Raw genomic sequence first — 13,635 nt, 5'->3', positions numbered from 1 at the left:
TATCACTAACTTCTAGGAGTTAGGCTAACCGTCCCTGGATAGGAGAACCTACCCATTTAGGTTAAACGAATCGCACATCGGACATGATATCAGTAGTCAGGAGTCATTAGTCAACAGTCATTAGTCAACAGTCATTAGTCATTAATCATTAGGGAAAATTCCCAATTAACAATGCCCGATGCCCGATGCCCGATGCCCGATGCCCGATGCCCGATGCCCAATTCCCGATGCCCGATGCCCGATGCCCAATTCCCCATTCCCAATTTCTAATTTATCACCTCAAATACTACCAATCTGCTCAGCCACAGCGGTTGATTTGCCTCCACACCTTCGGGACGACCCTTAGTAGAAGCAACTTGTATTCTGTTGCCATTTATCCCTTGTCTAACCAAAATATTTTTCACATTTGTCGCCCTTTCCAGTGCCAACTTTTGATTTTCGGTCGGACTGCTTTTAAAATCGCTGTAGCCAACTATCCTTAAATTCTTCGTGCGATTTTTCTCCATATATTCCTTGACTTTGCTAAGTTTTTGTGCTACATCTTTCGCCTGCAAACTTGCCGAACCTGCACCGAAATACACGCGAACTGGCATTATTATCTTTGGTGGCGGTGGAGTTCCTATTATCACTGTATTTGTTACAGACTTCACCCCCGGAATTTTCTCAAAAGCTTGAGTTATTTTCTGAGCATCTGGCACTTGGCTCACACTGCCTGCAACGGCGACTTTTCCCTCTGCATAGCGAGCTGAGATATCAATGCTTTCTACTTTATTCAAAAGAGCTGCTGTCCGCTTGACATCGGCTTCTACTAAAACCGGATCGGGAGGTACTTCAACGGCTATAATTTTATTGTCAATTCTTAATTTTGGAGCCGCTTGCTGAGCTATTTTTTCCGCTTTCGAGCGCAGCTTTTGATTCGGCACTCGTCCCGAAATCTGCAATAATTTATCTTTAACATCTGCCACGATACGATAAACCGATAAATCGGGAGCAGATTGTAATGCTAAATTCGTATCTGCTTCTAAGCTCGCTTCAACTCCGCTGCGGTATTGATGAATTCCCCAAGGTAGGCCAATTAAACCTAACGCTGCCAAACCGATCATGGGTAAAATTGGACGTTTACGAGATTTAACTTTTACCTCTGTATCGATTAATTTTTGCAATTTCGAGTTTACTTCGGGTGGCACAGTTGCTGGATCGCCGTTAAATGACTGAATTTGATCTCCGTATTCTTGAACAATATTGTTGAAGATCGATCGCATTTTATACTTAAACCACTGGCGGGTTTCTCCTTGCATCACTACTGCTAGATAACACGAACCTGCTACTTCCAATACGATCGTAGATGTGCCGTATTCTATTGCATCAATTTCTGCAACATTTCCCGACTGAGATATACAATCGTTGACAAAAGCCCGAATAGCAGTCAGCATCCCAGCTACCATGTCTGAGTCTAGCTGTTCGCGTTCAGAATGCTGCACTGCTGAAATTACTAAGCCCGATTGTGTTTGAATTAAAAAAACAGCTTTAACACTCAGTGGTGTTGTTTCTTTCATCAGCAATTCTGCTTCAGAAATTCCCTGTAATTTGGCTTTAATTTTGCGACTAATTCCCTCTGGACTTAAAGCTGATTCGACTTTTTCATTAATCTCCCGCATCATCTCGGCGATGTATTTTAAAATCGTGCTGCCGATAATCGGATAAAGTGCATCCGACATTGCTTCTCGCTTGAGATGAATTTGCTGTTTGATAGCGGCAGCCATTTCCGGCGCGATCGCCATTGCAATTTCATCGGGCGATTCACTCATTCTGTGGCTGATTCCCACAGTCAGAGCCGGCGATATGGCTACTCCCATCGATTGTCTGTTTTGTCGGGTTTTGGTATTAATTATTTCATCAATTATCGGACTTATGGTTTCGACAAATGATTGTCTCGACTCATTAATGGTTTGGAGCATCATTTCGGGAAACATGATTTTTATTCGGGCGAGTAATTCTTCCCGATCGCCTCCCCATTCCGCAGCAGTAATTTTGCGATCGAGTTCCCCTACTTTATCGTTGAGTCTGTAATTATAACTTACAACTTCATCTAACAATGGTAAAATAGATTCGATGACCGACTTTTGTAGTTGGGCGTGATGGCTAACCATCAGCTCGTCAATCAAAGGTTTCAGTAAATCTGTAAACAAGTCTGTGGATTCATAAATCCGGTGTTCGATCGCCACAATCTGTTGTTCGATCTTCCCGAGTCTTTGATCGATCCTTTTATTCTGAATGATGGCATCGACAGCGGGGGCGATCGCAGATTCTATCTCTAGCTTTGCTTCCCCGATGCTTCGGGACAGCATTTCTACAATCACTGGCATTATTCTTGCCATCAACCCTTCTATCTCGGCTAAAACTTGCTGCTGAACTTCGACAATCTTAGTTTCATTATTTAATATTTGTGCTGCAATACCGCTGTTTTGAATAGCCGTGTTGACACCAGGTGCGATCGCCTCTCTCAACTCTAACTTTGTCTCCTCGATTTTCCGGTTCAGCGACTCAATCATTAACGGCATTAACCTTGCCATTATATCTTCCGGCTGTGTTTTTTGCTGTCGCTGAAGATTATTTAGTCTACTTTCTACGTCGCTCAATTTTCCTTGAACTTCTCTTTGAAGAATTGCTGATTCAATCAAAGGTTGGATCGTCGCTGCTACTTGTAATTTTGATTCATCGATTTTCTGATTCAGCAAATCTGTTATTGCCGGCATTAGCATCGCCATTATCTCTTCAGGCTTTTGAGTTGGCGACTGTTGTGTAGCCAGTCGGCGTTCGATGATGCTCAATACTTTTTCTTCTATTTCTACCCAAGCTATTCTTACCTGTACTGAGGGGGCAACAGCTTCTACAACCTCTAATTTTAATTCACTAATTTTACGGTTCAGCAAATCGCTAACTACTGGTACTAGCTGCTTGATTAAATCTTCCGGTTGCTGCTGGTAACGCTGCTGAATATTTGCAAGTCTATCTTCAATTCTTACTACCTGTTCTTCCAGTCCGTTTTGATTGTGAATTACTTGATTGACTGTCGGTGCGATCGCCGAAGCTACCTCTAACTTAGACTCCTCTACTTTACGGTTGAGCAGATCGCCCACTACTGGCATCAGCCGTTTGATTAAGTGTTCTGTATTCGGCAGTGGCTGCTGGTTCAAGTTAGCAATTTGATTTTCCCAATCTGCTAATTTTGCCTCCAACTCGATCGGATTAATTTTATTATTGCTCGCGAGGTCGATCGCCTTTTTTAATTCAGACTTCAACTCCTCTAATTCTTCTCTCACTAATTCAGGAATTAACGGTTTCAGCAAAATCATCAACTCTTCGGGCTCAGACATCAACTTCTCAAAATTTTCTAACCTTTGTTCCACGCTCAAAACATTACTGTAAAATTCCGGCAAATCCCTCTCAAACAGCAGTTGTTGCAACTGCTTAAACTGCTCGACTGCTTGTTCTAATTCTTCCTCCGACGACCGATTATTTTTGGCTACCTTCTCTAGAGATAAATCGGGTTCTTGATTATTGTTTTCTCGTCTTTGAGGTGGAATCTCTTCCTCGTTAGTTAATACTTCCGGTACAATACTCGGTGGTTCGATCAGAAAAGACAATTGTTTGCGCCGATTTTCCTCATCCTCTAATCGCTGAACCGACTTTTCCGATAGCGGTAATTTTAGCTCGCTTGGCTCTTTTTTTGATTTCTTCAATAACTGAAATTCAGTCAGTATGGTTAGCAATTCCTGAAGTTGCTCTCCAGCTTTAGAACTTGCCAGAGTTTCATCAGAAACCTCTTTTTCTGACTGATATATTTTCCCTGAATTATCATTAGATGCTGCCATACTGAGCTACCAATAGTTATTTTAATCGACCGAAGAAAATTACCAGCTTGCTTGCCGCCTCACCCAGCGAAAATCAATAGGAATGACACAATTTTTCCGAGCGTCTGGCGTACTAAACCTATCGCCCTATTTTAACTGCTGTTCTGCGACTAGCCAACTGGGCTGCTAACTGCAATGCTGCCTTCATGCTGGAGGCATCTGCAATCCCTTGACCTACAATATCAAAAGCTGTGCCGTGATCCGGAGATGTGCGGACAAAAGGCAAGCCAATGGTAGTGTTGACTGCTTTGTCGAAAGCCATCAATTTTACTGGAATCAACCCCTGGTCGTGGTACATTGCCAAGTAACCGTCGTGAGCTTCCTTGGCTAAACCGTACCAAACTTTAGCCGGTTTTACCCACAGGGTATCGGGGGGGACTGGCCCGTCTAACTGCACTTGAGGAAAGCGATCGCGCTGCGTTTCCAACCAAGGTATCATCCAGTCTTGCTCTTCATTTCCCAGTTTGCCATTTTCGCCGCTGTGAGGATTTAAGCCAGAAATCGCAATTTTCGGTCTTTCCAGCCCAAAATCTTCCCGCAAACAGTCTATCAGTAATTCTAGTTTTTCACTCAGTAATTCTGGAGTCAAAGCATCGGGGACTTGACGCAGGGAAATATGTGTGGTAGCCAATAAAGTTACCAGCGTCCAGCCGCTGTGGGGAGATGTGGCGGCAAACAGCATTCCGAACCGCTGCGATTTTGCTCTTTCTGCGAGGAGTTCTGTTTGTCCGGGATAATTGTAACCGGCCGCCTGCCAGCAAGTTTTGGAAATCGGGCCTGTGACGATGGCGGAGAATTCGCCGGCAATGGTACGGGCGATCGCACTTTCCATGTAAGCAAAGCTAGCAGCCCCGCTAGCTGCACTACCGACACCGGGGACTATCTCGCCCCACTTGCTGTCTGGTTCAATATCAATAATATTTAATGTTTCGGGATTTGCCGCTTCTGCTGCGGGATTGCTCGATCGCAACATATCGTAAGTTTGCTGCAAAACTCTCCTAGAACCTATAACCGTTACCCTCAAACCAGCAGCGGGATCTGCCAATGCCTTGAGAATCACTTCCGGGCCAATTCCCGCCGGATCTCCCAGAGTTACAGCTAGTTTTGATTCCCTATCGAGACTCAAGGCAGTTTTCTCCAACAAAATACAGGAATTTCGGCACTGAAATTTTAGCATTCATGTACCGGGTTGACCCAAATTATATTATCTTTATTTAATGCGATCGCCCAATTAGACATATAAAACCATGAATCCTGAAATTTTCAATGCAGCCTTTTTGTCCTTTTCCCTAATTTTCGTGGGTATAGGTGGAGGCTTCCTCCTGCTCAAATTGCAAGGCGGCGAAGAATAAGTTTTTTTCAACCAATCCTTCAAAAGCCTTCTACCTTCTGCCTTCTAGAGTCTACTTGCTGCCGAAAGTCAGCATTCTGCCGAATATCTCAAGCCTAAAATGAGAAAAATTCAGGTTTTTGTTAAGTTTTTATAACAAACTTAACAAAAACCTGATACCATCTTATAGAAAGTTTAAGATTCATAATTAATCCCTAGATGACTTTATTGATTTTAGGTGCCACCGGCACTCTCGGCCGCCAAATAGCCCGCCGCGCCCTAGACGAGGGCTACCAGGTGCGCTGTTTAGTCAGAAGTTACAGAAAAGCTGCATTTTTGAAAGAATGGGGCGCTGAACTCGTACCGGGGAACCTTTGCCAGCCAGACAGTCTGCCTCCGGCCCTAGAAGGCGTCACTGCTATTATCGATGCAGCAACAGCCAGTGCAGCCGATTCTGTCAGCATCAAAAGAGTAGACTGGGACGGAAAAGTATCGCTGATCCAAGCAGCAGCAGCAGCAGGCATCAAGCGTTACATATTCTTTTCCTTTCTCGACGCTGAGAAATATCCCCAAGTCCCCTTGTTGGAAATCAAGCGCTGTACCGAACTGTTCTTAGCAGAATCCGGTTTAGACTACACAATCTTGAGACCTTGCGGCTTTTTGCAAGGACTGCTGAGCCTGTATGCAATGCCGATTTTGGACAATCAGGCAGTCTGGCTGCCCAACAAGCCGTCAGCCCTTGCCTACATGAACACTCAGGACGTTGCTAAATTTGCCGTCCGGGCTCTTTCGGTTCCTGAAACCGAGAAAAAAAGCTTTCCGGTGGTGGGAAATCGCGCTTGGGATGCTGACGAAATCGTGCGGTTGTGCGAACGGCTGTCAGGGAAGCAAGCTAAAATTACGCGCACCCCAGACGCCTTGTTGAAGGCTACTCGTCAATTTGCTAAGTTCTTTCAGTGGAGTTGGAACGTAGCTGACAGGTTGGCTTTTTCAGAAGTTTTGGCAGCCGGAAAACCCTTGAAAGCTCCGATGGATGACGTTTACAGTGTCTTCGGAATCGACCCCAAAGAAACTACTACTTTGGAGTCTTATCTCGAAGAATACTTTAATCTGATTATGAAGAAGCTCAAGGAAATAGAGTACGAGCAGCTTAAAACTAAAAAACGGAGTAAACAAAAAATGCCCTTTACATTTTAAAGTGCCGAAAGCTGGGATTATATACAACGACGTTAAACCTGTGGCTTGTCGCATCGCCGCAGAGTTGGAAGACAAGCTGACTGCCCGCGGCTGGGAGGTTTGCTCGGTTTCTGGTTCGGGAGGAATTCTGGGCTATTCTAGCCCCGATCGCCCCCTGTGCCACACTCAGATCGAACAACTCGTCCCCCCCGGTTTTGACAGCGACATGGAGTTTGCAGTGGTTTTGGGCGGCGACGGTACGGTGCTGTCGGCATTTCGCCAAGTTGCTCCAATTGGAGTGCCGCTGCTGACTGTCAATACCGGTCACATGGGCTTTTTAACAGAAACTTACCTGAACTTGCTGCCGCAAGCTTTGGAAAAGGTAATCGCCGGAGAATACGAAATCGAAGAAAGATCGATGCTGGCGGTGCGGCTGTTTCGAGAAAACGACTGCCTCTGGGAAGCTCTTTGTCTCAATGAAATGGTGCTGCACCGGGAACCGCTGACTTGTATGTGTCATTTTGAAGTGGCGATCGGTCAGCACGCCTCTATTGACATTGCTGCAGATGGAGTCATCATAGCAACTCCCACAGGATCTACAGCTTACGCCCTTTCAGCCGGTGGGCCTGTGATCATTCCGGGAGTGCCGGTGTTGCAGTTGCTGCCTATTTGCCCGCATTCAATGGCTTCGCGGGCTTTGGTGTTTTCCAACACTGAGCCGGTCAAGATTTTGCCGGCGAGTCCAAACCGCCTGGTAATGGTGGTAGACGGTAACGGCGGATGTTATGTTCTGCCCGAAGATTGGGTGCAAGTCGAGCGAGCTCAGTACCCAGCCCGGTTTATTCGGGTGCAATCTTTTGAGTTTTTCCACATTTTGCGGGAAAAATTGGGCTGGGGCTTGCCTCACATTGCTAAACCGAGTTCCGTTGAGTTGCCTTGATAGTTGTTGGTAATGAGCGGAGGGCTAAAGTCCCCTCACTTCGGCTACGCTCAGTACGTCGCCTTTTAGGGCGGCTTTTTCTTTGTTTTTGGGCAGGATAAAGTTTGATCGGAATCTCCTACGGAATCCTTAATTCTCGATCGAGATTCCGAATCATCTCCAAACTCAGGCAGCGTTTATGATAGATGTATTCTCGTACTTCTGGGAGTTTAAACCATGTCTCTCGCTGAGTTAATTCCTTTGGTGAACAATCTGAGCCAGTCAGACAAATTATCACTCTTCAAACTCCTAGCCGTGCAAATCCCAGACGCTGAATTACAAGTCATCTTTTCTGCATCAGAGTATCCAGTTCGATCGCTCTACGATGCAACGGAAGCGGCAAACATTATGATGCAGATGATTCGAGACGATCGAGAGGCATCTACTCATGCCTAGTTCGATCGAGTTTCCCTTTTCTGACAATGAAGCATTACCCACGATTCCCATCACTCTGATTCATGCAGGCTTTTCTGTCTCGGCGAATGCACTGCTAGATACTGGGTCTGCGGTCAATCTATTACCTTATGACATTGGTCTGCAATTGGGTGCAATTTGGGAGGAACAAACTGTCCGCTTGCCATTGGCTGGAAATCGGGCAAGCGTTGAGGCGCGGGGTGTATTTGTAGATGTTCAAATTGGGAATCTGGAACCCGTTCGCCTAGCATTTGCCTGGGCGCAAGCTTCTCAGATTCCCTTAATTCTCGGGCAAACGAACTTCTTTCGAGAATTTGATGTCTGTTTTCAGAGATCGCGATGCACGATCGAAATTATTCGCTTCTAATAAGCATCGATGCAGAACTCGGAGTTTTATTTAGCTTAACTCTCGATCGAGCTTCCGAATCATCTCCAAAGTCAGGCAGCGTTTATGAGATAACGGTATAGTTGGAGTGTCTTCATTTCTATTCACTCTGCTTAGGACGGATTTCAAATTCTGAACGTGCCCGGAAGAAACAGACATCAAACTCGAAGAAGAAATTAGCTTGCCCCAAAATCAAAGGTACATTGGTTGCTTGTGTCCAGGCAAATGCCAGGTTAAGCGTTGGGAATGAACTAACTCGAGCATTAACAACGACTGCGCGGGCTTCAAATCGAGCCAAATTCCCAGCCAATACGACTGAGAGTGTCTCATTTTCCCAGACTAAGCCCAGTTGTATCCCTAACTCGTAGGGCAAAACATTAACGCTTGCGCCTGTATCTAGTAAGCCCTCAGCGTTCAAGGATTGACCGTTCAGGCTGAGTGTCAATGGTAGATACGGCATTCGATCGACCATACCAAGACTGCTGTCAATGATTTTGTAGGGAAATCTCTGAGCGTCAATCATTCTGTTCTTGTTGTTTTGTCGTCAGAAGATTCATTAAAACATTGGCAGCCTCAGAGCAATTGTAAGGCGACCAGACCGGATACTCTCGATCGGCCACAAAAAAGTTTGTTGCATTTTCTTCTTTGACGAGTTCTGTTGCCAGAAACTGCATCAGCCGAAGCTTGTCAATTTTTGAAAGTTCCTGGATCTGTGACATTAGTTCAGCCAATGGCATTTGAGAATCTCCTCGTTCGAGGTTTGGCGAAAAGATTGGATCTACTAGCTTGTTGCATGGTGCGCGATCGCAGCGTATCTATTGATTCTACCAATTTTCTGATTTGTCAAGCTCTCGATCGAGCTTCCGAATCATCTCCAAAGTCAGGCAGCGTTTGCGAGATAACGTTTCGGGTCAGCGGTTGCCAGGGTCTTTGTATCCAATCCAAGCGGCTTCGGTCAATCCGCTGCACCCGAATTGTTACGCTGCATTTGTCTATTGGACAAGTCGATTAGCTTCTGCTGCCAAAAGCTCTGCTCTCTCATCTACAAAAACTCTAAAATCGTCATCAAACAACGAGACAGGAGAAATAGCATGTTCAAGAATTTCATTCATAGACAAACTTGGCATTACCGACCTGTAGAGGCTAGGAGGACTATTACTAATCATATTATTGTCGCTTGTAGACAAAAAGCAAAAATTGGCAAGACAACTATCGTCGTAGCTATCTTGATTGGCGCTTCTCAAAAAAGCTCTAGGATACATATGGTGAAATTGATTTCGATTGTATTCCCTCAAAACCTCACGCAAACTTATGGGTGATCCAGTTACGAAACTGTAGGGATTTTTTTGAGCTAGCAGTAAAATAAAGGTTTTTGTTATGACAGTCTTACTTCTAAATTTGTTGTCTTTGAAGAATGATGATTCTACTTCAAAAGCATCTGAAATAGTAGCTAGATTTGAAGGTTGCCCAAGTTTTAGCTTCGATATTTCCCCAACGTCAGACTGCATACTTTTAATAGGTTGACTGTTGTATCTTCTAGAAAAACAAGTCCGCCAGAACCATTTCAGAATTGTTCTTCTCTGAGAATCTGTATATCGAAACTGCGAATTTCCAGTTGATGAGAAAAAAACTGATAAGGGAACTAGAAAATTAGAATACGGCAAATTGTCTAAAGAAAAGATCTTTAAATTGTCTCTTAGAAAGTCTATCGCCCCCTTGAGCCCATTAGCCATCTCTTGGAAACGATCTCTGACAATAGCTCCATTTAGATTAATCAAAGTGTCAGTTTTAACATTGCCTGTCAAAACAGCAGCGCAACACCTCAACAACAAATCCTGATCTTGACCAACATCTCTGAAACCAAATGGTTCAAGTTCCAAGGATAAATCTTCAAATTTACGTTGTAAATCAAATTCTTCGCTCCAAGTCCATGCCGACAAAAGCTGCAAAGTATCTAATTCAATTCCTTGCCTATTAATTCTCTCGAAAACAATAGCTACTATGGTTTTGTCATCAGTTGACAGCATTTGAATTGGAATTCTTGTTTGCCTAAAAACGTCTTGAACTTTATCTAATAATTCCAATATCTCATCTTCTAAACTTGCGGTAGCTCGCCTGTATGCAACAGTATTAAAAAAGTTTCTTAGCAAAAAATATCTGTTGGGATCAGCTTCTGACTCATCAAGTGCAGCAAACTGAGATTCCTGAGCATTTGTATTAGCTCTGTAATCAAAATATACGTTTGTCCAAACTTCTTGGCTAAAAGCGTCTACTTGTGATTGAAATACCCCAAATATAGATGTAATTCTCTGCTGTCCATCTAACACATAGTCAATTGGATAGTCTGGATCTACATCTGGCAATCTAAATGGGCCAAGATCACGCTCAAATCGAAGTCTTGATCGCGTTCTCCAGAAAAGCAATGAGCCAATAGGATAACTCTTGTACAAGCTATCCATTAAAACAGCTACCTTATCAGCATCCCAGACGAAACCTCGTTGAAAAGTCGGTATGCGTATTTGCCCTGACAGAACTTTCTCAATGACTTGACTTATAAATATGTCGCTCATAGCTGTTTAATATTTGGCTTGCTCAGTAATGACAATTTCAAGTTCACTATACTTCGCTAACCCCAGGATTGCCGCATAACTTATAATTGTATCGCAGTTGCGGTACAATACTAGACTGGATGCGGTAAAATACTGGATATAGCCGAATAATACCGCAGATTGAGGATGTATGTCAACTCCTTCTTACTCCCCATCGGAATCTCCTTTCCTCGATCGAGTTCGCCGCATGATTTGACTAAATCTCTTAAGCCGTCGCAGTGAAAAAAGCTATCTATATTAGATTTTAGATTAGAGAGCATTTAGAGTCGATCGCACACCCTCGGCGATCGGTGCATTATGATAAAGCAAGCAGCGATAAATTCTCGTCTTCATAAAATAATTCGATCGCGTTAAAATTCCGACGCAGCAAATTTTCAATTTGCAATGTCGAACAGTTTCCAAGGCGAAGCCAAATAACTTTCGGTGGGTTCCCAAATACTAAGCTCAGGTCGTGCATATCCGCGTCTTTCGAGACAATCATCAAATTATTGTTTTTTGCATAATCCCAAACTATTGGGTCGATCGTTGCTTTCATTCCCACATCTCGAACGTGAAGCGAATTTGGGAAAAGATCGCTCAAACGATTCGGCAACTTGGGCGACAAATTTTCATCAAAAAGTAATTTCATGCCGATAAGGTCGCGGTCATAAACCGACGCTCGCGGTCAGCAGCATAAGCTATGCAGGCTTTTAAATCTTCTCGCGTCAGATCGGGGAAATCGTCGAGAATTTCTGCTTCGGTCATCTCGGAAGCCAGGTACTCAAGCACTTCATAAACCGTAATTCGCAAGCCGCGTACACAAGGCTTACCACCGCGTTTATTTGCTTCGATCGTGATGTGGTTTCGGTAGTTCATAGTTGGAATTTTTGAGAATCTCCTCGTTTGAGGTTTGGCGAAAAGATTAGATATACTAGCTTGTTACATGGGTGCGCGATCGAATAATTCTATTGCAGTTGCGGTACAATACTGGATATAATCGAGTAATACCGCAGCTCGATAGTGTATGTCCACCTCTTCTTAATTATATTTTAGATTAGAGTCGATCGCACACTAGGGCGATCGCCCGAACCAAAACATTCATCGCAACTTCTTCACGCACGAATAACTGTAACACTTCGCCCCATTGGTGTCAGATGAATTTCAGTATTCAGTCGTTCTTCTAATTCGAGCGCATTCTCGCGTCGATCGAATATCACCAACCACCCTTCATCTTGTCCCAATCGAGCCAAATATCCATCTAACTGTTCCAACCCTTTACTCAACGGATCGACTTTCCGAGTTCGCCAAACCTTCAGTTCAATTCCCAATGTTACCTCACCATAACGCAAACATAAATCCATTCTGTCGCGTCCGATCGCATATTCCCGCTCCAATGTTCCCCCACCATTAATCACCCGATGCAGAAACGCCATCAACACTAAATGCGGGGCAATTTCGGGATAAGATGCACTTTTGAGTAACGGTTCGCCATGCTGTAGCCAAAATTCCAGAAAAGTTTTGAGTAACGCTTGCGTGTCTAATTTGCCTTCATGAGTCAACCAACTCGGTGCAATTTGCGGCAGAGAAGCCATTGGCGTTACGGTGAGCACGCGGGGCAAAACTTCGCGATAAATTGGATTGGCGATCGTCAATCCACCCAGAACATCCATCTTACACAAACCCAAATCGATTAAAAACTGAATATCATCATTGGGGATATTGCCCAGTTCCAAACCCGCCAACATCGGCTCGATAATGGCTTTGACTCGGTTTTCTCTGAGTCGTTCTGCCAAGCTATCCAAATGCGTATCTTGCCGTTTTATTAAAATTTCTTTAGCTGCTAAAATATGTTGTGGTGTAATTTCTCTAGATTCATCTGTTACTAATTCTTCTACGATTTCCTTAGCTAAAGCATTCACTAACCAAGGTTGTCCCTGAGTCAGCTCAAAAGCTAAGGCTACGGCTTCAGGTGTAAAAACTTGTCCGGTATCTTGGGTATGTTGCGCGTAGAGTTCCGCGACTTCTGAGGCATTAAAATCTCTGAGAGTAATCGATCGCACTTTAATATTAAACGGACTGGATGTATGGAGTCGATCGCTTCCCCCCGCAGCCACTTTGTAATCGCGAACATCCCGCAAACCAATTAAACCCACCGATTGCGGAAACGCTTTCGGGCGATTGGGATAACCATCGCGTAATTGGCGCAGAATAGAAATCAAAGCTTGGTCTTGTAGTGCGTCAATTTCATCGATAAAAATGACCAAAGGACGAGGAGAAGATTGTGCCCACAGGCTGAGTACATGGCCGATTTGCTGTCCCGGTTCCGACGAGGGCCAAGCAGGCGGCTGCAATTCTGGGGGAAGTCGAATCGAAATCGCCCGTCGCCAAGCACCGAGAATGGCATCCTCTGCACCCGCGATGTCTTGACTGAAGGGTGCGCCTACTTCAACTGACAGCATCACGGCGGTGTATTGTCCGCTTTCGGTGAGTTGTTTGGCTAACGCCAGCATAGCGGTGGTTTTCCCCACTTGCCGGGGTGCATGGATGACGAAATAGTTGCGTTGAGCGATTAACCGTTCTAAGCTTGGTAAGCGTACCGTGGGCGACAGTGCGTAATGAATGTCTTCTTGGCATGGGCCAGCAGTATTGAACCAACGTGGCATAGGTCAACTGGGGCGAATGGGGCTGCTCTCAGTTTACTTTACGGTTGTTGGAATGGCGTTCTAGTTGTTAAGCGGGGGTTTGTAACTCTCGGTACCCGATGAAACTCTCTATGGAATGAGAATTAAATAACTTCCACAAGTTTGTGGGATGGGCGTCCCGCCCGTCCAAAAAGGACGGGCGGGACG

15 protein-coding genes are annotated in these 13,635 nt (G+C 44.6%); 5 read left to right on the top strand and 10 right to left on the bottom strand.

The annotated features are described in order from the left end of the window. Window positions 1-134 precede the first annotated feature (134 nt). The 3 genes from QUA00_RS34095 to pdxA form a co-directional block, all read right to left on the bottom strand. Window positions 135-257: a hypothetical protein gene (locus QUA00_RS34095; RefSeq protein ID WP_333412905.1), complete on the bottom strand. Its 123-nt coding sequence runs from the start codon at window positions 255-257 to the stop codon at window positions 135-137. Window positions 258-266: 9 nt separating this feature from the next. After that, window positions 267-3,875, bottom strand: coding sequence for an OmpA family protein (locus tag QUA00_RS34090; RefSeq protein WP_333412903.1), 3,609 nt, complete (start codon window positions 3,873-3,875; stop codon window positions 267-269). 118 nt (window positions 3,876-3,993) lie between these two features. Further along, window positions 3,994-5,091, bottom strand: a complete 1,098-nt coding sequence (gene pdxA, locus QUA00_RS34085; RefSeq protein ID WP_333412902.1) for a 4-hydroxythreonine-4-phosphate dehydrogenase PdxA — start codon at window positions 5,089-5,091, stop codon at window positions 3,994-3,996. 70 nt (window positions 5,092-5,161) lie between these two features. On the opposite strand from pdxA, the gene petM reads away from it, so the two are divergent. The 5 genes from petM to QUA00_RS34060 all read left to right on the top strand — a co-directional run bounded on the left by petM (window position 5,162) and on the right by QUA00_RS34060 (window position 8,180). Further along, window positions 5,162-5,266, top strand: a complete 105-nt coding sequence (gene petM / locus QUA00_RS34080; RefSeq protein ID WP_172189541.1) for a cytochrome b6-f complex subunit PetM — start codon at window positions 5,162-5,164, stop codon at window positions 5,264-5,266. A gap of 197 nt (window positions 5,267-5,463) precedes the next feature. Then, window positions 5,464-6,441: an NmrA family NAD(P)-binding protein gene (locus QUA00_RS34075; protein WP_333412900.1), complete on the top strand. Its 978-nt coding sequence runs from the start codon at window positions 5,464-5,466 to the stop codon at window positions 6,439-6,441. 1 nt (window position 6,442) lies between these two features. After that, window positions 6,443-7,360, top strand: a complete 918-nt coding sequence (locus QUA00_RS34070; protein WP_190657000.1) for an NAD(+) kinase — start codon at window positions 6,443-6,445, stop codon at window positions 7,358-7,360. 216 nt (window positions 7,361-7,576) lie between these two features. Further along, entirely contained in the window at window positions 7,577-7,795 is a 219-nt protein-coding gene (locus tag QUA00_RS34065; RefSeq protein ID WP_333053554.1) for a hypothetical protein, read from the top strand. Further along, window positions 7,788-8,180, top strand: a complete 393-nt coding sequence (locus tag QUA00_RS34060) for an aspartyl protease family protein (RefSeq protein WP_333412898.1) — start codon at window positions 7,788-7,790, stop codon at window positions 8,178-8,180. The genes QUA00_RS34065 and QUA00_RS34060 overlap by 8 nt, the downstream gene beginning before the upstream one ends. A gap of 118 nt (window positions 8,181-8,298) precedes the next feature. Here the strand turns inward: QUA00_RS34060 and QUA00_RS34055 are convergent, their stop codons facing one another. From QUA00_RS34055 to QUA00_RS34025, 7 genes are all read right to left on the bottom strand, one after another. Beyond that, entirely contained in the window at window positions 8,299-8,721 is a 423-nt protein-coding gene (locus QUA00_RS34055) for an aspartyl protease family protein (protein WP_333412896.1), read from the bottom strand. Then, window positions 8,714-8,935 carry a hypothetical protein gene (locus QUA00_RS34050; protein ID WP_333127053.1) on the bottom strand — a complete coding sequence of 74 codons (222 nt, stop codon included), beginning with the start codon at window positions 8,933-8,935 and terminating at the stop codon, window positions 8,714-8,716. The genes QUA00_RS34055 and QUA00_RS34050 overlap by 8 nt, the downstream gene beginning before the upstream one ends. Window positions 8,936-9,190: 255 nt before the next feature. Next, the gene (locus QUA00_RS34045) at window positions 9,191-10,768 is read right to left on the bottom strand and encodes a GmrSD restriction endonuclease domain-containing protein (RefSeq protein WP_333373490.1); all 1,578 of its coding nucleotides are present in this window, start codon (window positions 10,766-10,768) and stop codon (window positions 9,191-9,193) included. A 110-nt stretch (window positions 10,769-10,878) separates the two neighbouring features. Continuing rightward, the gene (locus QUA00_RS34040; RefSeq protein WP_333412894.1) at window positions 10,879-11,067 is read right to left on the bottom strand and encodes a hypothetical protein; all 189 of its coding nucleotides are present in this window, start codon (window positions 11,065-11,067) and stop codon (window positions 10,879-10,881) included. 35 nt (window positions 11,068-11,102) lie between these two features. After that, the gene (locus QUA00_RS34035) at window positions 11,103-11,435 is read right to left on the bottom strand and encodes a DUF5615 family PIN-like protein (RefSeq protein ID WP_333412892.1); all 333 of its coding nucleotides are present in this window, start codon (window positions 11,433-11,435) and stop codon (window positions 11,103-11,105) included. Beyond that, complete coding sequence (locus tag QUA00_RS34030) at window positions 11,432-11,662, bottom strand: DUF433 domain-containing protein (RefSeq protein WP_006634608.1); 231 nt, start codon at window positions 11,660-11,662, stop codon at window positions 11,432-11,434. The genes QUA00_RS34035 and QUA00_RS34030 overlap by 4 nt, the downstream gene beginning before the upstream one ends. Before the next feature lie 236 nt (window positions 11,663-11,898). Next, on the bottom strand, window positions 11,899-13,449 hold the full coding sequence (locus tag QUA00_RS34025) for an ATP-binding protein (RefSeq protein ID WP_333412890.1): 1,551 nt from the start codon (window positions 13,447-13,449) through the stop codon (window positions 11,899-11,901). Window positions 13,450-13,635: the final 186 nt, after the last annotated feature.

Origin of the sequence: Microcoleus sp. T2B6 (genome assembly GCF_036700475.1) — a bacterium.
Lineage (GTDB): Bacteria > Cyanobacteriota > Cyanobacteriia > Cyanobacteriales > Microcoleaceae > Microcoleus.
This window is presented reverse-complemented; position numbering and strand designations above follow the sequence as displayed.